We start from the raw sequence: 19,696 nt of genomic DNA, 5'->3' as shown, positions 1-19,696 counted from the left end.
TCTATACCTCCATCAAATTACTTCATTTCTTGTGTAATCATGGTAAGGCTATCGGCAGATAAAGTTACTTCTTCAAATGCTTGACTTAATTCATTCACCACATTCACAAAGGAAACTAATTCATTTTCAATCTTGTCATTTTGGAATTTCGTTTCACCCATCGTTCTTAGTATTTGTTCAAAATGATTTTCCGTTTCTTTCATGCTTTCATTACCGTCTTTTACAGCCTCCCTAATGTTTTCTAGAGAGTGTGTTAATTTTCCAGCTTGAGCGTTCGTCTCTATGATTAAAGTGGATACGTTTGTTACTGACTTTTTAGTTTCTTCGGAAAGCTTACGAACTTCTCCAGCTACAACAGCAAAACCTTTTCCAGCGTCACCCGCTCGTGCTGCTTCAATTGCCGCATTTAGAGCTAATAAATTTGTTTGTTCGGCAATGCTTGTTACTATATTCACAATGACCTGCATCCTATTCGAAATTTCGAGCAAGACCTCTACATCACCTGATATATCATTGACCGATTGATGGATATTCACCATCGTATCATTTTGTTTGCTTAGCTGATTTTTCCCTTTTCCAGCTCGTTTTTCTGCAAGCACTGATAAGGCAGTCCCTTTGTTTGCAAGTGTAACGATTTCATGGGACTGAACCCTTAATTGTTGGAAGGATGCATTAGTCTCTTCGGAGATGGCCGCGAGGTTTTCTGAAGAATTTGCCACACGTTCCTTCATCCATTTTTTTTGTTCTTCTTCTTGTTCTCTCAATCTTTCCGTTTCAGAATCATACGCTTCCAGCATTAGTTACAGCCTTTACAGCTAGAAAAGCTTCCACTCGATCTTCTATGTGTTCTTCAATGATAGTGGTAAGAGAAAGGAGAAGATCCTGAAAGGCACACATATACCATTTTGTTTTAAGTCCGATTTTGACATGAATCTGGGCAATCCGTATCCTTTTTTCGAAATAGGTCTGATCAATAACACCATCAAACATCTCGGAAATATGTTTTTTAAGGGTTTTTCTTAATCGATCAATCGAGCTCTTATCATGGATGATGGTTAATAAGGAAGGTTCATTTTCTAAATTTTTATAAAATTCACTTACGATATCATCAATTTTCTCAATGACAATGGGCTGTAAACGGTTCATGATTCGAAGATCCTCTTTAGTTAGGCCAATCATTTGCACTTGATTTTCAATCTCCGTCCCCCTAGGTATATCCAATTTAGCATTCCCTGCTATGTTAACTATGCTTTCTTTTTGTGAATTGAATCTCTTCAAAAACAATGAATTTCCTCCTGAACTACATTCTAATTACCAGGTATATAATACCATATAAAACTTAGATACAGTAGTTACTTATATCCATATATATGACAATTCAAGGGATTTTCACAAAGTTTTCTGTTCTATCAAATAATAATTCTGAAATAGCTAATTAAAACGTTTCATTATTAAGTAGGATATGAAACCTTTTATCAACTACTTAAATACAATCCCAGGCGTTTCTATATGTATCTTGTTAAACAATCAGATCTTTGCTCATAAAAAATAGTCTATGAAAGTCTCCGCTATGGATGGATCGAAATACTTTCCCTTTTGTTCGTGTATGCCGGCCTTACTATCTCTTTTCAGCTTATTGAATCTATGAAGGGTAAATGGATTCAGTTTCCTAGAAAGTTTCACCTTTTAAATGAGGTAATGCCTAAACTATCTTCCTGTTTTCTGGAAAAAAGAATGATTATATTGTGTTTTAAAGGGAAATTCCTTTATAATGCGCATTAGATGATTTTTTAGTTTCGAATACGAGAGGAGACCGAATATGAAGAAACTATTGTACCCTATCGTTATTGGATTATTGGCAGTTGTTTTAACAGCTTGTGGTTCGAACGATGAAGCTGGTAAAAAAAATGACGAGAAAGAGACGGCTAAAACAACTGAGGATCAGCAAAAACAGATGGAAGAATTGCAGAAAGAACTAGACAAGCAAAAGGTAGATGAAAAGAAAACGGTGGCCATCGTCAATGACGAGAAAATTTCAGGTGCGGAATATAATAGCTTGCTGTCTACGACACAAATGCAGATGCAACAATTGGGACAAGACCCAACCTCGAAGAAAGTAGCCGAACAAATTAAAGAGCAAACGATCAATTCTTTAGTGGGGCAAAGACTGCTGCTTCAAGCAGCTGATAAAAAGGGCTACACAGCCTCCAAGGATGAAATCGAAAAGCAACTTGCAGAAATGAAAGGCCGATTCGAGAATGATGAGAAATTTAATGAAGCGATGAAACAAGAGGGGTTGAATTTGGAAAAGTTGAAAACTCAGATCGCTGAAAATATTCCGTATACGAAGTACGTTGATAAAGAGATTAAAGTAGAAGAAGCAACAGATGAAGAAATTGAAAAGTATTACGACCAGGTTAAGGAGCAAGCGAAGGCAAGTGGGCAAGAGGCACAGAAACTTGAAAAAATGAAGCCGCAAATCCAGAAGCAACTAGAGCAACAAAAGAAACAAGAAAAGCTTGTGAAACATGTGGAAGAGCTTCAAAAAGATGCAAAAGTTAATATTAAAATTTAATTAAGAAGAGAGCTGCCGAATTGGCAGCTCTTTGTATTGAAACTTAATGCTTATGTCTTAAGTAGAGTCGAGTGTTTCGGTATATGTATTTTCTCTGTTGAAGGCACTTATAGCCACCCTTGTTAATTCAGGATCAATACTTCGCCCGCAAACACCGGTGGAGTTGAACAACACATTGACGGATCAAAGTTTTCAACTTTCATCACTAGCTCATCTCCCCTCAATATATAATCATTTACTTATGCTATGGATAAAACGAAAGCCAAGAGATCACTCGCGGCTTTTCAATGTTATTTATACGCCTGTTTTAGAGAAACGTTCAATTCTTGCTCCGATTTCATCACGAACACGTTGGAAAGTAGCCCATTTTTCTTCATCTGTTCCTTCCGCTTTAGCTGGGTCATCAAAGCCCCAGTGTTCACGTTTAACATGCCGTGGCGTCATTGGACATTTGTCTGCTGCATCACCACATAAAGTCACAACAAAATCTGCATTATTTAAAATGTCAGTGTCGATGATATCTGATGACTGATTGGAAATATCCACTCCAACTTCATTCATTGCCTTTACGGCATTTGGATTTAACCCATGGGCTTCAATTCCTGCACTAAGCACTTCCCATTCGTTTCCTAAATATTTCTTGCCCCATGCCTCTGCCATTTGGCTTCTGCAAGAGTTACCTGTACATAAAAAGTAAAGGGTTTTTTTAGCCATATTGTACCTCTCCTTTTAAAGTAAAGTATGTGTTTAATGAATAATGAGCAACCATATATATAAGCCAACTAATGTGATGAACAATGTTGGGATGGTTAAGATGATTCCCGTTTTAAAGTAGGTTCCCCATGAGATTTTCACGCCTTTTAATGAAAGGACATGTAGCCACAATAATGTAGCCAAAGAACCAATCGGTGTAATTTTCGGTCCTAAGTCCGAACCTATGACATTTGCATAAATAAGGGCTTCCCTAATCGCACCTGTTGTATTGGTACTATCAATTGCAAGAGCGTCTATCATGACCGTCGGCATGTTATTCATAAGCGATGAGAGAATGGCGGCAATGAAGCCCATCCCGACAGTAGCAGCGAATAATCCTTGATCGGCCGTCACTTGGATAAGATCAGCTAAAATGTTCGTCAATCCAACGTTTCTCAATCCATACACCACGACATACATTCCAATGGAGAAGAACACAATCGCCCATGGTGCGCCTTTTACAACGGTCTTGGTATTAACAGCTGGACTTCGTCTTGCCATAAACAAGAAGAAAATGGCGATAACACCTGCAATGATGGATACAGGAATGTTGAAAAATTCACTGATAAAATAGCCTACCAACAGGACACCTAAAACAATCCCAGACAGGCGAAACATTTTTACATCCCGAATGGCATCGACTGGCATCTTTAATTGAGCTATATCATAATTCTTCGGAATGCTCTTTCTGAAATACAAATATAATACCAGGATGCTTGCTGCTAATGAAAACAGGTTGGGAACGATCATTCTAGAGGCGAACTCAATAAACCCGATATCAAAAAAGTCCGCAGAAACAATGTTGACCAAATTACTTACCACAAGCGGTAAGGATGTAGTGTCCGCAATAAACCCACTCGCGATGATAAATGGGAAGATCATTTTCTCTTCCAACTTCAAGTTTCGAACCATTGCCAAAACAATCGGAGTTAAGATGAGAGCGGCTCCATCATTTGCGAAGAACGCAGCGACTAGGGCTCCCAGAATGCTCACATACACAAACATCCTTACTCCATTTCCCTTAGCCGCTCTAGCCATATGTAGAGCTGCCCATTCAAAGAAACCAATTTCATCTAAAATCAAAGAAATAATAATAATAGCAATGAATGCCAACGTCGCGTTCCATACAATACCCGTAACGGCAATTACATCATTGAAGTCAACAACCCCAACTAGTAAGGCAAGTACCGCACCCCCGCATGCTGACCATCCGATTGACAATCCTTTGGGTTGCCAGATGACGAGTGTCAACGTCAGCAAAAAGATGATACTAGCTAATAAAACAGAACCCACTGATGTTCTCCTCCTCGTTAGTCACAACAAATTCGTTTTCCTTGTGCTGTTAATTCTTCTACTTTAAATGCTTGACTTGGCAAATCCTTGATAACTGTTTGAATAAATGAGTAATAAGCGGATGTTTGATTTAACGAGTAAAATATCCATTGTCCCCTTCTCGCTTCATTCACAATTCCGCTATCTTTCAACTTTCGTAAATGTTGGCTAATAGCAGGTTGGCTCATATCAAATAGGTCTACAAATTCACAGACACAACATTCATGTTCAGACATAATTTTCACCATGGTCAAACGTGTTTTATCACCTAAAAGTTTAAGAACGTTTGCCGTAGCTTCTATATCCAACGCTTCATTCGTTTGCATTTTATCCCTCCTAGCCTAATCGAATAAATAATCATATGCTTATATAGTTATTTAATATCATTGTATAAGTATATTCTTATTTAATCAAGTAATAAATATTCAACAATATAATTTTAAATATGAGTCTGCTTAATGATGTTTCATAAAGGGTGTTATTGATTTTCTTGATGAACTAATGGGGCAGATTAGTTGAAAAGTGCTGTTTGATCTTTGTTCAACAATTGGGCCATATTGTTGAATAAGGCTTACTAAAAAATGGTAGTTTAGTTAAAGAAAGTAGATCGATAATATAGTAAATAATACTTCCCTTGACCCTGTACTATGGTACAGGGTTTATACTTTATATGAGGTGAGATATATGCAATATCGTATTGGAGAACTAGCTGAAAAGTGTGGCGTTAACAAGGAGACCATTCGATATTATGAGCGTTTAGGCTTAATTCCAGAGCCTAATCGTACCGAAAAAGGATACCGAATGTATTCCCAACAAACGGGCGATCGATTGAATTTCATAAAACGGATGCAGGAATTGGGATTTACCTTAAATGAAATTGATAAATTGCTAGTGGTTGTCGATCGCAATGAAGAAAAGTGCCGTGACATATATGATTTCACCGTTCTTAAATTAGAGGACATCCAGCGTAAAATTGAAGATCTTATAAAAATTGAACAAATGTTGATAGACCTTAAAGAAAGATGTCCTGAAAACAAAGATATTTACGAATGTCCTATTATTGAAACTTTAATGTATGAAGAAAAGAAACAGAAAAATATTTATAGAAATAATAAAATGTAAAGGTGGAAAAATGATGGAAGATTGTTGTAGCAACCTTAAAGAAATAAAAATTAAAAATAATGGTGAGTGTCCATCATGTAAAAATAAAGCTAGAAATGTAAAGTTGATTACTTTAAAATCATTGCTTAAACCATCTGCATTAGAAACATTGAACTCTAAAGAAATTCAGTATTTTTGTTCAACTGAAGATTGTAATGTAGTCTATTTTGATACGAATAATAAAAAGTACCTTGTATCTGATATAAAGGTAGCTATTCATCAAAAAGATGACTCAGCAACTACACCAATTTGTTATTGTTTTGATTGGACAAAAGAAAAAATTAAACAATATGCGGAAAAAGGACTTACTCCTAATCCAGTAGAACATATTCGCGAAAATATAAAAGAAAACCGATGTGGGTGTGAGGTAAACAACCCTCAAGGTAGTTGTTGTTTAGGAAATGTTACAAAGTTTATTAATCAATTTTCATAGGAGGGTTTTATGGGTTATTGTGAAGATATAAGAGAAATGATTGGAAATTCTCCACTGATAGTGGTGCGGCCAAGTGTAGCCATTATAAATAATAAAGGAGAAATTTTACTGAATAGATATTCAGGTGCAACTCGGGGAATTCCTGGCAGAATTTTGCAATTAAATGAGTCAGTTGAGGAATCTATTAAAAGAAATGTACAAGATGATTTAGGGCTAACAATAAATTCATTACAATTATTTGGTGTTTATTCTGGTCTGGAACTCTATATGAAGCCAGAGGACGGTGAAGATGAGTATCACATCGTTGCGATAGGATACTTATGTACAGACTATAAAGGAGAAGTAACGCCTGATGAAAATCAAGAAATTGAAGCTGAATTTTTTAAATTAGAACAGTTGCCTGAAGAAACAGCTCCGTTTATTAAGAATAAGTTGGTTGAATTAAAAGGGCAGCTTGAAAAAATTTGAATGCATCACAATGAAGTTTCCCATCTTAGTTCCCACAGGATAAAATGTTGGTGGTACCCTTTATTGAGCTAAATTCGCTAATAGAAACTCATAAACTTCAATAATCGGGCGCGATTCTTTAATAAGAATCGCTTTTCTTAATGAACTAACGGGTGCGTTAGTTCCATATGGCAAAAGAAGACACAATAAGTGGTCCGACTATCCAAAAATAATTTAATATTGCATCTCGAAATAAAAAGTATCATATAAAAAGACCAGCCTGACTTCAGACTGGTCTTTTGGTTTATTCACAACAAGAATTATTTTTAATTTCCAATCTCGCTAGAACGGGACTGTCACAGCATGAACTGCCCTTTGTTTCAGTTGCTGGAGTATCAGAGTCGTAGCAACTAGAAGCTAGATTCGTACTGCAAACTCCAGTTTCAGGGAGTTCCAAGTGTACTTCTTTTGCCCCTTCTACTTCCCCAGTAAGATAAGCCACCACGGAACGAACTTGTTCGTAGCCTGTCGCCAGTAAGAATGTAGGTGCTCTTCCATAACTCTTCATGCCAACAATGTAGAAGTTCTTTTCAGGGTGCCGTAATTCTTGTTCACCATGCGGCCGCACGGTTCCACAACTATGAATATTAGGATCAATTAGCGGAGCAAGCGCTTCTATGCTTTCCACAGCTGAATCAAGGTTTATCCTAATTTCATTTAAAAAGGATGTATCAGGTCTGAAACCCGTACTCACAACGATTTCATCAATATCACTGATTGTGGATTCTTCTCCGTTTAGTTCTCCCACCACCGTGATTTGACCGTTCCTTGGGTACACGCCGTTAATATGAAAGGGAGTAAGAATATGGATTCGTCCAGACTCCACTAATTGCTGAATTCTAATGCCCAATTCTCCACGAGCTGCCAAGCCATCGTTTTCTTGCCCACCGTACACTTCATGGATCTGTTTTTTACGAAGAACCCAGTAGATCTTGGTATCCGCAAATTTTTCCTGTAAGGTGGCCAGATCCAATAATGCATTTATGGCAGAATGACCGCTTCCGATCACCACGGTGGTTTTATTTTGATATCTGTTTTCTAGTTGTACGACGTTAGGAATGCCATAGTGGATTTGATTGTGTAATTGTTTCTCCGCATTCGTCCAAATTCCATTTGAAAGGATCGGGTTTGGATTGGTCCAAGTACCTGAGGAATCAATGACAGCTTTCGCTTCAATGACTGTTGTGTCACCATTCACTTCTACAAACAGTTGAAAGGGAACCGTGTCCCGTTTTCCTGTTTTTAATTTATCGTGAGCCTTTTTGGCAACACCGACTACTTTTGCCTGTAAGATAATCTGTTCTTTTATTTCTGGAAGGTTACTAAGCGGAAGAAGGTACTCTTCTAACAGTTCGCGACCTGTCGGCAAAGCATTTTCGTCAGGTGACGTCCATCCAGCGTTTTCCAGTAATTCCTTTGCTGCTTTATCGATGTTATATTGCCACGGAGAAAACATTCGAACGTGTCCCCACTCCAACATACTCGAACCAACGGAATCCCCCGCTTCCAATACGATAAACTTCTCCCCTTTTTTTAGTAAATGAGCGGCAGCGGCCAGCCCCACAGGACCCCCACCTATAATTGCTACGGGTAATGCACTTTTATCAAATTGAACCATCATTATTCCCTCCTATATTTTCATTTAAAAAAGTTGTAATTTGCAAGTATTGTCGAAAAATTATACTACCCCCATGGAGTAGTACAACATACTGAAGACTTCAACATTCGATCATTAAGCAATGTCAGAGAACGCACGACTGATTCCTTTTCAAACTCATTCATCGTCTTGAAGATCTCATTCAAGTAATCATTCATTTGTTGATCGATAGTTTGATTGATTTTCACGCCTTCATCGGTCAGAGAAAGGATAGAAATTCTCCGATCTTCCGCATCAGGGGTTTTTGTGACCAAATTCAATTTTATTAGGGATTGGATTTGTCGACTGAACGTCGTAATATCCGTTCCCAATGTTTCTGCAATTTGCTGGATGGAAGCCTTATTTTGTCGGTTTATTTCATACAGGATATGGCTTTGAACGAGGGATATCTCAATTCCATCAGCGCTGCAACAATTTTTATTCAATAATCCAAAACGTCTTGTCAAGAGTTGGAAGAGACCTCTAAGGTTTTCATTTTCCATTACTTTCACCTCACTTTATTTATACGCTGATTATTTGCATTTTGCAACTATTTGATTCAACTATTTTTTTGTTGATCCTTCAGCTTGTTAAAAGCCGTAATGAAATTTAGGTGAGTTTGCTCGCCATAATAAAACGCTTCGCCTTTAAAAAAGTTGGCTTCAATGAATTCTTTTGCCTTTTCCACCACAGGTTCACGAGAAGCTAAAACCAGCTTGAAATAAGCATCAAAATAACCAACAGACAATACGCTTGAATGGTTCACTGTCATAATCCCTACCCCCTAATTGTTTAAAGTAATTTCTCCATAGCCATCACATCGACAAATTCCCCGTCTAAAATTCCCTGGTTCTTAAACACTCCTACTTCTCGATACCCCCGTTTTTTGTACAATCCTTGACCCATCTGGTTAAAGGGAAAAGTGAATAACACAATTTTATTGAAGTCATTTTCTTCTGCGAACTTTTCGATTGATTGCAGCAATAAACCGCCAACCCCTTTTCCTCGATGATCTCTTGAGATATAAACGGATAAATCGGCAACCCCTTTATAAGCATCGCGGCTGTTATATGGATTCAAGGAAGCCCATCCAACGATTTCCCCTTCTTGGTCAGCGACAATTACCTTATATCGTCCAATGTGCTTGGCAAACCATTCTTCCATGTAAGATTGGTCCTTCATCTCTGTTTCTAACGTGGCGACCCGATCCTCAATACCTTGATTGTAAATTACTTTGATGGAATCTATGTCCGCTTCCATCGCTTCACGAATGATCATAACTTCCCCCTTCTCCTTTCACTTGTAAAAGCAAATTATTCATTACAAATATTCTATATCCAATTTATAACACCGATACTTGCAAGTTGCAAATATTTTTTATGAAATTCACATTTTAAGTGATACAAACAAACATTATGTTTACTCAAAGTCATTAGTGGAGTTCCTCGTCTTTGCAATTTACTAATCGAATCACATTGCTATTAAGCTTTTATGGTTCTTATTTGTTTATATGCAAAAAAACCTCAGCAATTGCCGAGGTTTTTTAACGGGATTAGATTTAATTTCTTTTATGAATTTTCTACTTTTTTATATTGAAATTGACATCATCAATCCCATATATAAGGCCGCAATAAAACTTATCCCGAATACTATTCCTAAATAGGGTTTTGTTTTTCTAAAACTTACAACAATCATCGTCAAAAATAAGAATGAAATTATCATTAACAAGATGGTTTGAAAAGTTGGGATGAACTGTATGTGCAAAGGAGCAATAATATCTTTGCTTAATAACCATTCTACCCAAGGAGAAGCACCTATCGTAAATAGGCGACCAACATTTATAAATAAATTTATTCCACTTGTTATTCATTACTTTCCCCTCCAATCAAAATAGGCTCCCTCCATGGGAGCCCTCTGTTATTTGTCTTTTAATCTGAGAAGTCTTAGGTTGTTGAGTGTGACAATTAGAGTAGCGCCCATTTCTGATAAATGCTTTTTCAAGCTCTTCCCCATATCGGATTGCCTTTTATCTTTAATCTTTTTTTGTTTTTTTTATCAAAAGCATGAACACGATAATCAAAGAAAAAGCTGATAATGCTAAAAATGGAATAGTGATAAAGCCAAGCCAGTTAATATATTCTGCACTACAAGGAACACCATTTACGCATGGTTTTAATTCGGCGAACCCTGGAACTTTTTGTTCGAGGTAGTGGAATAGAGAGATACACCAACCAATTATCGCCATTGGGAGTATAAATCTTTTTACAGATGCGTCATTTTGAAAAGTACCAATTCCAAGAATTAAGGCTAATGGGTACATCAATATACGCTGATACCAACATAGCTCACAAGGAATAAACCCTCGAATTTCACTAAAATAAAGACTCCCCAACGTTGCCACAACAGAAACTAGCCACGCCATATAAAGAAGTAACTGTTTATTATTTGACCCTCTTGCAGTTTTTTTCATCATTTACTTTCCTCAAACTCTTTATCTATAAGGCTTTTAATCTTTTTATAGTCAAAGGGGTCTTCAAGCATCGTACCGTTTACCATGATACTTGGTGTAGATTGCACTTTAAACTCTTCAACTAATTTTTCATCCTTATTAACTTCTTCTAAACCCGTTTGGTTCTCTAAATCGTTTTGTAATTGTTGTACATCAATCTCAGGAATAGTCTTTGCTATTTCTAAAATTTTCTCATTTGTTATCCATAATCCGTCGTGATTCTCACTTGGTTGTGCTTTAAATAACTCTTTATGGAATATCCAATAACTTTCTGGATTTTGTTTATATACTGCTTCTCCAGCCAATGAACCTAGCTTGGATTCATCCCCATGAAATAACACATTTATATACGAAAACTTCACTTTGCCCGTGTCTACATAATCACTCATTAATTGTGGATAAATTGTTTCCCCCCAGGCTTTACAAGAAGGGCATTTAAAATCGCCGAATTCAACTACTGTTATCGGAGCATCAGAATCACCTAAAGTAGGTTGACCTTCTATTGGTGGCTGTTTATCATAAGTTGTTTCACTATTTGATTTAGATTTCATATTGTTAACCATAACTAGTGCAGCCAATAAAACAAATACGGCTAATGTTAAAATTACCGCAATCTTAAATGGTGAATTTTTACTTTTCATCATCATAGCACCTCTTTGAAATTATTTTCTAAACTTATAATTACTTAACATAAGAGTTAAATAACTTCTTTCGAAAATCAAACCAGTCGCCAACATTAAAGAGCACCCTTTGGTACGTTTATTTCTGGACGATAATGACTTGGCAAAAGATATAATAGAAAGCTACCTGTTAGAAGGGAAAAGCAAAGATATAATAATGCCTCGCTAATTTTTCCAAGATGATCATTTTTTACTTTTTCCTCCTCATTAACCACAAAAAACTCCCTATAACTATAAATAATAAAACACCTATGGTTAATGGTATTATGTAAGACTGCATTTTATTTTGTTCAGATTCTTGTTTTGATGGCGTAAATACTTCTTTTTCTTTAACTTGTGCAGTCTCTTTTTTTGCTCTTTCGTAGGAGTTTCAGCCATAGGACCATTTACAGTGAAAGAAAAATGACCATCTATCGGATGTCCATCTCCACCTATTATCGTCCAGTTAACTTTATAATCTCCGTTCGCTAAAGGCTGAAGGAAAGTAGCCCACATTTCATCGTCTTCGATTACGAAATTCCCAAGTGGAATAGATTCTCCGTTTGAATTTAAAACAGTAATTTTACTTGTCTGTTCAATTTTGGTTCCAAAAATTAAAGTTACCTCTTGAATGGTTTGTGCTATTACTTCACCCTCTTTAGGTGTTGACTCTTTCAGTGAAGTGTGTGCGAATGCTTGATTAGAACATAAAAAGAACAGGATTAAAAATAATATTGAAACCTTTTTAGTCATTCAATAAACTCCTTTTCATTAATTATGTAATTATTTAACATTGTTTGACACACATATTAGGTATTGCTAATATGATAATAACAAAACACATTAGTCCTGTCTAATATGTTCGGAGGTAAATATATGCAAAATATTGATATTGATATGAAGGTTAAACTAATCCATGGATTTTCTAATAAAACAAGGATTCAAATCCTCGAATGTATAAAAAATCAAGAAAAAACGGTGTCACAAATTGTAGAAGAGATTAGCGGTAATCAATCTAATATTTCTCAACATCTTGCGTGTTTAAAAGGTTGTGGAATTATTGTGGGGAGGAATGAAGGAAAATACAGCTATTACAGTTTACGAAATCAACATATACGAGATTTATTAACGATGTTTGATACAGTTCTTGGAGATGTTCAAAATGATGTTGCATGTTGCGATCGTCATATAGATTAGGGGTGATTAAATTGGATGAACAATGTTGTGGCTCAAATAAAATGAAGGAAAATAAAGAGGAAAATGTTTGTAGCACTTCTGATGAATCAATCGCAAAACTAGAGAATTCAAGTTGTTGTTCAAGTAACCATCATTCAGAAAATGGAAATAATCCATTTCCTATTTTAATTCAAGAAAAAAATAATTGTTGTAGCAGTAATTCATCGAAAGAAACCGTTAATGAACAAGAAAAAATAAGCTGTTGTAGCCCTTCCCCTGCAAGTGACAATAAGCAAAAAAACAATGCTTGTTGTAATAGTGAAACAACAGAAGATAAAATTTCTGTGAAAACAAACTGTTGTAGTAGTAATGATCAACAGACAAAAGATACAATCTCGAATTCTCTTCCTCCTGGCGAGAAGATGGCATACAGAGTGCATGGAATGGATTGTCCTGCTTGTGCAAAAACCATTGAAAAAGGGTTAAGCACATTAAAGGATATAGCTGAAGTAAAGGTTAATTACAGCACAGCGAAAATGCAAGTTGCAGCCAGTAACGCTGATGCCTTTATCCCGATTGAGAGTGAAATCGAAAAACTCGGATTTTCTATTGAACCTTTAAATCAAAATGGTAATATAAAAACATTTGAAATTGAAGGAATGGATTGTGGTAGTTGTGCTAAGAGCATTGAAAACCATTTAAATACCCTTTCATCCGTTAAAAATGTCAGCGTTAATTTCTCGACTGGAAAAATGAAAATCGAACATTCCAATAGTGTCGAAGATATTATGACTGAAGTTTCTAAAATCGGTTTTAAAGCTTCATTACCATCAAACAATCAGTCGATACAGACTCATAAAAATAAAAACGAAAATGGTTTAGTCATCTTATCTGGTGTACTAATTGCTCTTGGCTTTATCGGTTCATTTAATGGAGTTTCTACAATGATGTCCTCAATACTGTACGCCATTGCAATGGTGATAAGTGGGTCTAAGCCAGTTAAAAGTGCATTCTATGCAATAAAAAGTCGTTCACTGGATATGAATGTCCTAATGTCTGTTGCGGCTATTGGAGCTGCTCTAATCGGTGAATGGCTTGAAGGCGCTACCGTTGTTTGGTTATTTGCAATCGGCAATTTACTACAAACAAAATCAATTGAACGAACAAGGAATTCGATTCGTAATCTTATGGATTTAGCTCCCCCTGAAGCTTGGATCTATGTTGGCTCAGAAATCATTAAAAAACCAGTTGAAGAAATAACAGTCGGTGACATTATCTTTGTTAAACCAGGTGATAAAATTCCATTAGACGGTGAAATCATTCAAGGTGAATCAAGTGTAAATCAGGCACCCATTACAGGAGAATCCATTCCTATTGATAAGAATATTGGTGATACAGTATACGCAGGAACTATAAATGAAAATGGTTCTCTTGAGATTAGGGTCACTAAGTTAGTGGAAGATACGACTATATCAAAAATTATTCACTTAGTTGAAGAAGCACAAGAACAAAAAGCACCAACAGAAGCATTTGTAGATAAGTTTGCAAGTATTTATACACCTGTTGTATTTATTTTAGCATTGGCAGTTATGGTTGTACCTTCACTCCTTGGATTTGGCACTTGGGGAGAGTGGTTTTATAAAGGACTTGAAATACTAGTTGTAGCTTGTCCTTGTGCTTTAGTTATTTCTACTCCTGTTGCGATTGTATCAGCTATTGGAAACGCCGCAAAGAACGGAATATTAATTAAGGGCGGAACGTTTTTAGAAAAAGCAGGTGCCATCACGGCTATTGCATTTGATAAAACAGGAACTTTAACGGAAGGAAAGCCTAAAGTATCAGAAATTAAGACGATAAACGTATCAGAAGAGACATTACTGTCCATAGCATTAACACTAGAAGGTTTCTCAACACATCCTGTTGCAAAATCGATTGTTCTTTACGGCAACGAAAAAGGAATCCAACCTAAAAATGGTGAGTTATACAAAAGTATTGTAGGAAAAGGCGTTCAAGCTACAATTCAAGGAGATATTTTTTACGCAGGTAATCTAAAGCTATTCGAAGAAATGAATGTAGATTTAGAGGATATAAAAAAACATATTCATGAAATACAGAACAAAGGGAAAACAGTAGTTATAATAGGGACACAAAATCAAGTTAACGGGATTATTGCTGTTTCTGATACAATACGGGACACTTCAGCATCAGCTTTAGAAACATTAAAACAAAGTGGAGTTAATCAAACGGTCATGTTGACTGGAGATAATGAAGGAACCGCTAAAATGATTGCTTCAGAAGCGAATGTTAATCGTTATTTCGCAGAATTATTGCCAGAGGATAAAGTAGATGCCATAAAGAAATTACAAAATGAAGGTCATAAGGTGGCAATGGTTGGAGACGGTATTAATGATGCGCCAGCACTTGCAACAGCAGATTTAGGTATTGCTATGGGTGGTGCAGGAACTGATACCGCGATGGAAACAGCTGATATTGTTTTAATGGCTGATAATCTTGATAAATTATCTCATACAATGAAGTTAAGCAAAAAAGCTTTAACGATTATTAAACAAAATATTTGGTTCTCTATCATTATTAAAGTCCTTGCGTTGGTCTTTATCTTCCCAGGTTGGCTTACACTATGGATGGCTGTATTAAGTGATACAGGTGCAGCATTAATTGTTATTTTAAATGCAATGAGATTGTTAAAATTTAAAGAATAGATATTTATGAGATGTTTCTTGATAAGAAACATCTCATTTTTTTACAATTAGAATTTTTAAGAAAAAACTGCCTTAAAGACAGCTCCGATCTTAAGCTAACAAACCGTTAGCCATCTACAAATCGCATCCCTTTTGTTTTGGCTAGGTATTGGAGAAGAAACTGCTTGCTGCTTACATTCCCCATCATTATGTACCCTAAATAATATATAGCTTCGTAGTAAGGAATATCTGATTCCACTTACCTGTCATTTTTTAATTTCATTTTTAAATCAGTTAAATTATTTATATTAATCGTCATTAATTACAAATCTAGCGGCTACATCGATGATTATTCCTTCAACATTCCTTTTTTCATAGTAAAAGACCAGCCTGGTTTCAGATTGGTCTTCTGCTTTTATTCGCTACAAGAATTTTTTTAATTTTCAATTTCGCTAGAACGGGACTGCCACAGCACTCACAACTATTTCATCGATATCACCGATTGTGAATTCTTCTTCGTTTAGTTTTCTCACAAAAGTTATTTTATCGTTTGTTGGTTAAACTCCGTTAATATGAAATGGAGTTAGAATATTTATTCGCCCAGATTCCAATAATTGCTGAATTCTAATACCTAATAGAGTTGTATGGTGGGTTAGAAAACGACTGCTTGACGGCTCGTGGAGCCCTTAAGCTTCAAATTCGGTAATTAGTCCTTTTTCTATCATTCGAGATGATATTTAACCAATTCTAACGTGAGCCAAAACATTGCAAGTCAGTTCCTTTAAAATACATCATTTTTCATTCGATATTTAGTAAGAAATTCTTAAGTATGCAAAGCCCTTTCTCTAATTCATCAGAATCCTTGGCCGATGTCAGCGAAATACGAATAAACTGATCGGATTTATCTTTTTTGACCAAAAAACGATGCGAATGATAAACATGAATACCATGTTCCAAAGCGTTCTGTTCAAACTGTTTCAGCTGATACTTTTGGCGCAACGGAAGCCAACGAAAGAAACTCAACGGGTTTTCGTTAGAATTTTCTTTTTGAAAATATTTTTGATAGATAAGATTACGTTCTTTTGCAATTTCTTTCTTTTGCGAAATAATCTTCTCTGCACTGCCAGTATTGATCAACTCAGTTATAACTTCTGCATTTAATGAGGAGGTTTTTATATTGATATTGAAAATTCCGTGCGTGATTTTTTCGGCAAACTGATTTGCGTAAGCCAAAAATCCAACTCGCATTCCGGAGCTTATTGATTTAGAGATACTTAAACTATAAACAAACCGCTCCGGTACAAAATGTGAAATCGGTAAATAGCCTTGAGGTGCGAGGAAAGAAAATATGTCATCTTCCATTAGTATAAGGCTGTGTTTATTTATGACCTTTGCTATATCTTTTCTTCGATTCATATCCATAATGATAGCAGTCGGATTATTACAGGAAGGAATTAAATAGATCCCCTGCAAATGATTAGCCCTGCATATGGTGTCTAACCGTTCTGGTAACATTCCAAAGGTATCTCCTTCTACTGGAACTAAATGAATATTAAGCATATTCGCCAATTCTATAAAATTAGGATAAGTATACGCATCCACCGCAATTTTATCCCCGGGATTGAACAGGGACATTAAAATCAGTGTAAGAGAATTTTGCCCCCCTGAAGTTATCGCGATATTTTCAACAGATACATCCATGTTAAAACGCTCCATCCACTTTTTGGCTGCCATTCTATGATAAGGCATGCCTAATGGGTGTCTGTAATCCAATAATTTTTCCAAATAATTTTTAGTGACAATTCTTTTAATCGTTTCTGCTACTAATGCATTTGAGCAATCAAGTGGTTCTATAATACCCATCTCTACGAAACTCTTTTTCTCTTCGCTATCTGCCATGAAAATAGCATTTCCCACATTAGGAGCGACAAAGGTTCCACTTCCGGTAACAGCGTAAATTAATCCTTTAACTTCACATATTTTAAAAGCTCTGGTTACTGTACTAAGATTAATATCAAGATAATCTGCTAGTTCCCTTTGAGGCGGAAGTCTGGTATTAGGTGATAGGTAGCCATTGAGAATATCATATTCTAATAAGCTTGCAATGGATCTATATATTGGAGAAGCAAGCTGTTTCTTATCTGGTTTCCACGTCATGGGGTAATTTTCAAATGAATTTACAGGCATATTGAACCTCCTGATAATTGTATTGCATACAATAATATCATTGAAAGCATACAATTACGATGATAAAGTAATTTTGTAAATATGAGTTTTAGATAAAGACAAGGAGGTCATTAGAATGAAATATTACGTGGTAGACGCGTTTGCTGAAAAAGTGTTTGAAGGAAATCCTGCTGGTGTCTGCATCATGGAGGAATGGTTGTCGGATGATACTATGCAGAAAATCGCTACTGAAAACAACCTTTCTGAAACAGCATTTGCTGTGAAAGAGGGAAAATGCTACAGATTAAGATGGTTTACGCCGGCAGACGAAATTGAACTCTGTGGCCATGCTACTTTGGCAACGGCTTATGTAATTGCCAACTATTACGAAAATAATGTGGAGGAAATCAAGTTTCAAACAATGAGTGGTGAACTTGTTGTATTAAAAAAAGATGAACTTTACGAAATGGATTTTCCAAGCAGGATGCCAGAAGAATTTCCTCTAACTGATCAAATAGTCGAAGCTCTTGGTGTTAAGCCTATAGAAACCTATCTGGGCAGAGATTTGATGTTAGTATTGGAAAAGGAAGAGGATGTTCAAAATGCATCCCCCGACTTTTCTATGCTAGAAAAATTGCCGGATGGTTTGGGCGTTTCAATCACGGCGAAAAGTAATAAATACGATTTTGTTTCTAGATCCTTTTTCCCGAAGCTCAAGGTGAATGAAGACCCTGTTTGTGGTTCTGCACATTGTAATTTTATTCCTTACTGGGCAAAACGCCTTGGTAAGAATGAAATGGTAGCAAGACAGCTTTCCAAACGCGGAGGAACATTATACTGCAAATCTTCTGGAGATAGAGTGAAAATCAGTGGGTCTGCAGTTTTATACGCTATTGCTGATCTACAGATACGTTGAGAAATGATGTTAACTTCTTAATAGAAATGGAACGAAAAATCGAAGAATCCGATAGCTGGGCTATTTCAACCGTTTTACTTTGAGATTAATCGTTCTTGACCAGTTATTTAGTTTGCTAGGTTTCATAATGCCAATTTCTATATTTTACCTCTAACACTAAGCCGACCACTATAACAAATATTGTGGTTGGTAATCCTCTTAGTAGATTTCATTAGTTCAGTTAGAATGGTTAGTTGATTATTAAATTTTGTGGTTGCTAGCTGGAACATATAAACTACTAATGACTAATATTTTTCTCAATTCAACTATTGTAAAAATCCTAGATCCTTTTTATTTTATCTCTTTCTTAGTGAATTAACCCCTCTTTTTCCCAATGCCTCATTGCAGAAGTATTTACTTCAGCAAGCTAATTTTCGCTTTTTTAGTGTGAAAAAACAGCAAATGAAATCTAAGGTTTACGCATTGGACATTGTTGTCCAGCAACCATTTCCCACAGCTCGATCGTGCCATAAAAAACGCAGCTTCCCCCCCATCGACTTCCTGTGTCTATAGAACTCATCATATATTCTAGCGAGGGTTCGACTTTAAAAGCGAACGAGGAGTGTTTTTATCGGACTATAACCCCATATCTAGTTTCTCTTAACCAATTTCTCTATTAACCGACCAACAGGTATTGAAAAGAAGTCCAACGCTTTATAAAAAAGACCACGAACGCATATGATTACTAAACCGATTAGCCCTGCTATCAGAGTAACGGTTATTAATTCGATTAAGTTGCCCGATGATTCTTGAAACATTTTCAACATCCATTCTTTCATCCCAAAGTCCCCCTATTTTACTTTCGATTCACAAATGAATAGCGAACTGTACGGAAGCATTAACAGATTTCTTTTAAACACCGTTGCAATAATAGTCAACGTTAGTTTTATTCTTCTCGAATAACTTAGTTAAACGGGTAATATCATCCCACTTGGCACGTACATATACATTTTTTGTTATCAATAAGCGTATGTATCTCCTCTAGCTTTCCATCCAGTAGTAATGAATATCGGGCGGGCAACTCTCGACATAGCATTGCGCCAATATCCGTACATATAGTAAGGAAGCCCCCGCACTTGCATTTGCTGTTGTATGGCGATTCTCTAAACGTTTTAATCAATCATTCATATGATTT

Annotated in this window: 21 protein-coding genes and 1 pseudogene; 7 read left to right on the top strand and 15 right to left on the bottom strand. The window is 36.2% G+C overall.

Annotated features, from left to right (window positions below):
* Nucleotides 1–17: 17 nt before the first annotated feature.
* Together AKG34_RS03220 and AKG34_RS28595 are read right to left on the bottom strand one after the other, a co-directional pair.
* Nucleotides 18–797 (bottom strand): methyl-accepting chemotaxis protein, encoded by a 780-nt coding sequence (locus tag AKG34_RS03220; RefSeq protein WP_236694867.1) that lies wholly within the window; start codon nucleotides 795–797, stop codon nucleotides 18–20.
* Nucleotides 781–1,284 carry a protoglobin domain-containing protein gene (locus AKG34_RS28595; protein WP_236694866.1) on the bottom strand — a complete coding sequence of 168 codons (504 nt, stop codon included), beginning with the start codon at nucleotides 1,282–1,284 and terminating at the stop codon, nucleotides 781–783. Before AKG34_RS28595 ends, AKG34_RS03220 begins: the two co-directional genes overlap by 17 nt.
* Before the next feature lie 535 nt (nucleotides 1,285–1,819).
* Between AKG34_RS28595 and AKG34_RS03215 the strand changes: the two genes are divergently transcribed.
* Nucleotides 1,820–2,575, top strand: coding sequence for a SurA N-terminal domain-containing protein (locus AKG34_RS03215; RefSeq protein ID WP_053344753.1), 756 nt, complete (start codon nucleotides 1,820–1,822; stop codon nucleotides 2,573–2,575).
* A gap of 87 nt (nucleotides 2,576–2,662) precedes the next feature.
* Here AKG34_RS03215 and AKG34_RS28590 read toward each other — a convergent pair.
* The 4 genes and pseudogenes from AKG34_RS28590 to AKG34_RS03200 all read right to left on the bottom strand — a co-directional run.
* Nucleotides 2,663–2,781: pseudogene (locus AKG34_RS28590) on the bottom strand (arsenic metallochaperone ArsD family protein); the annotation flags it as partial.
* 88 nt (nucleotides 2,782–2,869) lie between these two features.
* Nucleotides 2,870–3,289: an arsenate reductase (thioredoxin) gene (arsC, locus tag AKG34_RS03210; protein WP_053344752.1), complete on the bottom strand. Its 420-nt coding sequence runs from the start codon at nucleotides 3,287–3,289 to the stop codon at nucleotides 2,870–2,872.
* A 33-nt stretch (nucleotides 3,290–3,322) separates the two neighbouring features.
* Nucleotides 3,323–4,621, bottom strand: a complete 1,299-nt coding sequence (locus tag AKG34_RS03205) for an arsenical efflux pump membrane protein ArsB (protein ID WP_053344751.1) — start codon at nucleotides 4,619–4,621, stop codon at nucleotides 3,323–3,325.
* Between the two features lie 17 nt (nucleotides 4,622–4,638).
* Nucleotides 4,639–4,986 carry an ArsR/SmtB family transcription factor gene (locus AKG34_RS03200; protein ID WP_053344750.1) on the bottom strand — a complete coding sequence of 116 codons (348 nt, stop codon included), beginning with the start codon at nucleotides 4,984–4,986 and terminating at the stop codon, nucleotides 4,639–4,641.
* A 358-nt stretch (nucleotides 4,987–5,344) separates the two neighbouring features.
* Between AKG34_RS03200 and merR the strand changes: the two genes are divergently transcribed.
* Genes merR through AKG34_RS03185 form a run of 3 tightly spaced genes read left to right on the top strand, consistent with a single transcriptional unit; the run spans nucleotide 5,345 to nucleotide 6,722 of the window.
* On the top strand, nucleotides 5,345–5,782 hold the full coding sequence (merR, locus tag AKG34_RS03195; protein ID WP_053344749.1) for a mercury resistance transcriptional regulator MerR: 438 nt from the start codon (nucleotides 5,345–5,347) through the stop codon (nucleotides 5,780–5,782).
* Between the two features lie 13 nt (nucleotides 5,783–5,795).
* Nucleotides 5,796–6,254, top strand: coding sequence for a putative iron-sulfur cluster-binding metallochaperone (locus AKG34_RS03190; RefSeq protein WP_053344748.1), 459 nt, complete (start codon nucleotides 5,796–5,798; stop codon nucleotides 6,252–6,254).
* 9 nt (nucleotides 6,255–6,263) lie between these two features.
* On the top strand, nucleotides 6,264–6,722 hold the full coding sequence (locus tag AKG34_RS03185) for an NUDIX domain-containing protein (protein WP_053344747.1): 459 nt from the start codon (nucleotides 6,264–6,266) through the stop codon (nucleotides 6,720–6,722).
* A gap of 283 nt (nucleotides 6,723–7,005) precedes the next feature.
* Here AKG34_RS03185 and AKG34_RS03180 read toward each other — a convergent pair whose 3' ends face one another.
* The 7 genes from AKG34_RS03180 to AKG34_RS03150 form a co-directional block, all read right to left on the bottom strand.
* Nucleotides 7,006–8,379: an FAD-dependent oxidoreductase gene (locus AKG34_RS03180; protein ID WP_053344746.1), complete on the bottom strand. Its 1,374-nt coding sequence runs from the start codon at nucleotides 8,377–8,379 to the stop codon at nucleotides 7,006–7,008.
* 65 nt (nucleotides 8,380–8,444) lie between these two features.
* Nucleotides 8,445–8,900 (bottom strand): MarR family winged helix-turn-helix transcriptional regulator, encoded by a 456-nt coding sequence (locus AKG34_RS03175; RefSeq protein WP_053344745.1) that lies wholly within the window; start codon nucleotides 8,898–8,900, stop codon nucleotides 8,445–8,447.
* A 56-nt stretch (nucleotides 8,901–8,956) separates the two neighbouring features.
* Entirely contained in the window at nucleotides 8,957–9,169 is a 213-nt protein-coding gene (locus tag AKG34_RS28210) for a hypothetical protein (RefSeq protein ID WP_053344744.1), read from the bottom strand.
* Between the two features lie 20 nt (nucleotides 9,170–9,189).
* Nucleotides 9,190–9,675 (bottom strand): arsinothricin resistance N-acetyltransferase ArsN1 family A, encoded by a 486-nt coding sequence (locus AKG34_RS03165; protein WP_053344743.1) that lies wholly within the window; start codon nucleotides 9,673–9,675, stop codon nucleotides 9,190–9,192.
* Nucleotides 9,676–10,429: 754 nt separating this feature from the next.
* Entirely contained in the window at nucleotides 10,430–10,867 is a 438-nt protein-coding gene (locus AKG34_RS03160) for a disulfide oxidoreductase (protein WP_053344742.1), read from the bottom strand.
* Nucleotides 10,867–11,550: a DsbA family protein gene (locus AKG34_RS03155; RefSeq protein WP_053344741.1), complete on the bottom strand. Its 684-nt coding sequence runs from the start codon at nucleotides 11,548–11,550 to the stop codon at nucleotides 10,867–10,869. The genes AKG34_RS03160 and AKG34_RS03155 overlap by 1 nt, the downstream gene beginning before the upstream one ends.
* 300 nt (nucleotides 11,551–11,850) lie before the next feature.
* On the bottom strand, nucleotides 11,851–12,318 hold the full coding sequence (locus AKG34_RS03150) for a copper resistance CopC family protein (protein WP_053344740.1): 468 nt from the start codon (nucleotides 12,316–12,318) through the stop codon (nucleotides 11,851–11,853).
* 123 nt (nucleotides 12,319–12,441) lie between these two features.
* Here AKG34_RS03150 and AKG34_RS03145 point away from each other — a divergent pair, with 123 nt between their 5' ends.
* Together AKG34_RS03145 and AKG34_RS03140 are read left to right on the top strand one after the other, a co-directional pair.
* A complete protein-coding gene (locus AKG34_RS03145; protein ID WP_053344739.1) occupies nucleotides 12,442–12,762 on the top strand; it encodes an ArsR/SmtB family transcription factor in 321 nt (106 codons plus the stop codon).
* Between the two features lie 41 nt (nucleotides 12,763–12,803).
* Nucleotides 12,804–15,461 carry a heavy metal translocating P-type ATPase gene (locus AKG34_RS03140; protein ID WP_083450880.1) on the top strand — a complete coding sequence of 886 codons (2,658 nt, stop codon included), beginning with the start codon at nucleotides 12,804–12,806 and terminating at the stop codon, nucleotides 15,459–15,461.
* Nucleotides 15,462–16,238: 777 nt separating this feature from the next.
* Here AKG34_RS03140 and AKG34_RS03135 read toward each other — a convergent pair.
* Complete coding sequence (locus AKG34_RS03135) at nucleotides 16,239–17,627, bottom strand: aminotransferase-like domain-containing protein (protein ID WP_053344738.1); 1,389 nt, start codon at nucleotides 17,625–17,627, stop codon at nucleotides 16,239–16,241.
* A 115-nt stretch (nucleotides 17,628–17,742) separates the two neighbouring features.
* Between AKG34_RS03135 and AKG34_RS03130 the strand changes: the two genes are divergently transcribed.
* Nucleotides 17,743–18,522 (top strand): PhzF family phenazine biosynthesis protein, encoded by a 780-nt coding sequence (locus tag AKG34_RS03130; protein ID WP_053344737.1) that lies wholly within the window; start codon nucleotides 17,743–17,745, stop codon nucleotides 18,520–18,522.
* Nucleotides 18,523–19,151: 629 nt separating this feature from the next.
* Here the strand turns inward: AKG34_RS03130 and AKG34_RS03125 are convergent.
* Complete coding sequence (locus AKG34_RS03125) at nucleotides 19,152–19,340, bottom strand: hypothetical protein (protein WP_053344736.1); 189 nt, start codon at nucleotides 19,338–19,340, stop codon at nucleotides 19,152–19,154.
* Nucleotides 19,341–19,696: the final 356 nt, after the last annotated feature.

The sequence above is a fragment of the Peribacillus butanolivorans genome (assembly GCF_001273755.1).
Classification (GTDB): Bacteria; Bacillota; Bacilli; order Bacillales; family DSM-1321; genus Peribacillus; species Peribacillus butanolivorans.
Note: the sequence above shows the minus strand (reverse complement) of the source record. Positions and strands in the feature narration are given on the sequence as shown.

Coding starts and splice junctions, on each gene's coding strand:
- AKG34_RS03200 (WP_053344750.1), bottom strand. CDS start 4,986: ATGCAAACGAATGAAGCGTTGGATATAGAAGCTACGGCAAACGTTCTT.
- AKG34_RS03145 (WP_053344739.1), top strand. CDS start 12,442: ATGCAAAATATTGATATTGATATGAAGGTTAAACTAATCCATGGATTT.
- AKG34_RS28210 (WP_053344744.1), bottom strand. CDS start 9,169: ATGACAGTGAACCATTCAAGCGTATTGTCTGTTGGTTATTTTGATGCT.
- AKG34_RS03155 (WP_053344741.1), bottom strand. CDS start 11,550: ATGATGAAAAGTAAAAATTCACCATTTAAGATTGCGGTAATTTTAACA.
- merR (WP_053344749.1), top strand. CDS start 5,345: ATGCAATATCGTATTGGAGAACTAGCTGAAAAGTGTGGCGTTAACAAG.
- AKG34_RS03140 (WP_083450880.1), top strand. CDS start 12,804: ATGAAGGAAAATAAAGAGGAAAATGTTTGTAGCACTTCTGATGAATCA.
- AKG34_RS03165 (WP_053344743.1), bottom strand. CDS start 9,675: ATGATCATTCGTGAAGCGATGGAAGCGGACATAGATTCCATCAAAGTA.
- AKG34_RS03130 (WP_053344737.1), top strand. CDS start 17,743: ATGAAATATTACGTGGTAGACGCGTTTGCTGAAAAAGTGTTTGAAGGA.
- AKG34_RS03160 (WP_053344742.1), bottom strand. CDS start 10,867: ATGAAAAAAACTGCAAGAGGGTCAAATAATAAACAGTTACTTCTTTAT.
- AKG34_RS03185 (WP_053344747.1), top strand. CDS start 6,264: ATGGGTTATTGTGAAGATATAAGAGAAATGATTGGAAATTCTCCACTG.
- AKG34_RS03135 (WP_053344738.1), bottom strand. CDS start 17,627: ATGCCTGTAAATTCATTTGAAAATTACCCCATGACGTGGAAACCAGAT.
- AKG34_RS03150 (WP_053344740.1), bottom strand. CDS start 12,318: ATGACTAAAAAGGTTTCAATATTATTTTTAATCCTGTTCTTTTTATGT.
- AKG34_RS03215 (WP_053344753.1), top strand. CDS start 1,820: ATGAAGAAACTATTGTACCCTATCGTTATTGGATTATTGGCAGTTGTT.
- AKG34_RS03175 (WP_053344745.1), bottom strand. CDS start 8,900: ATGGAAAATGAAAACCTTAGAGGTCTCTTCCAACTCTTGACAAGACGT.
- AKG34_RS03180 (WP_053344746.1), bottom strand. CDS start 8,379: ATGGTTCAATTTGATAAAAGTGCATTACCCGTAGCAATTATAGGTGGG.
- AKG34_RS03220 (WP_236694867.1), bottom strand. CDS start 797: ATGCTGGAAGCGTATGATTCTGAAACGGAAAGATTGAGAGAACAAGAA.
- AKG34_RS03125 (WP_053344736.1), bottom strand. CDS start 19,340: ATGAAAGAATGGATGTTGAAAATGTTTCAAGAATCATCGGGCAACTTA.
- AKG34_RS03190 (WP_053344748.1), top strand. CDS start 5,796: ATGGAAGATTGTTGTAGCAACCTTAAAGAAATAAAAATTAAAAATAAT.
- arsC (WP_053344752.1), bottom strand. CDS start 3,289: ATGGCTAAAAAAACCCTTTACTTTTTATGTACAGGTAACTCTTGCAGA.